The sequence below is a fragment of the Protofrankia sp. CiP1_Cm_nod4 genome, assembly GCF_982290645.1.
In genome coordinates, this window is sequence record NZ_CEVIVC010000134.1 from 964 (window position 1) to 1,409 (window position 446).

Annotated in this window: 1 protein-coding gene; it reads right to left on the reverse strand. The window is 65.2% G+C overall.

The features are described from left to right. The coding region (locus tag AC5LSR_RS19580) for an MFS transporter (RefSeq protein WP_493468789.1) at positions 1–389 on the reverse strand (389 nt) is incomplete at its 3' end. Positions 390–446: the final 57 nt, after the last annotated feature.

Genomic DNA, 446 nt, shown 5'->3' on the forward strand with positions numbered 1-446 from the left:
CCCGCGCCTCCCTCGATCAGGCACACGACCAGGACGACCGGCCAGGACGCGAGATGGGTCACGATCAGGATGCCGAGCAGGGCCAGCAGGACCGCGCGCATGATGTCGCAAATGATCATCGTCAGCCGCCGGTCGAACCGGTCAGAGAGCGCCCCGGCGGGCAGCTGCAGGCACAGCAGGGTAATTGCCCGCGACGTCCCCACCACTCCGGCGAGCACCGCCGAGTGGGTCAGCGCCAGGATAAGCAGCGGGTAGGCGAGCAGGCCGATCCCTGAGCCGGTATCGGAGAGCAGCTGGCCGATCCACAGCATACGGAAGCCCTCGTTGCGCCGGAGAGGAACTTCTTGTTGCACATCGGCGTCTGTCTCGATTCCGGCGGCATCGCTCACCTTTGGAACAGTATGCGCCAAGGGTCAGGAGCAGCGTTTTGATCGTGTACTCGGGGT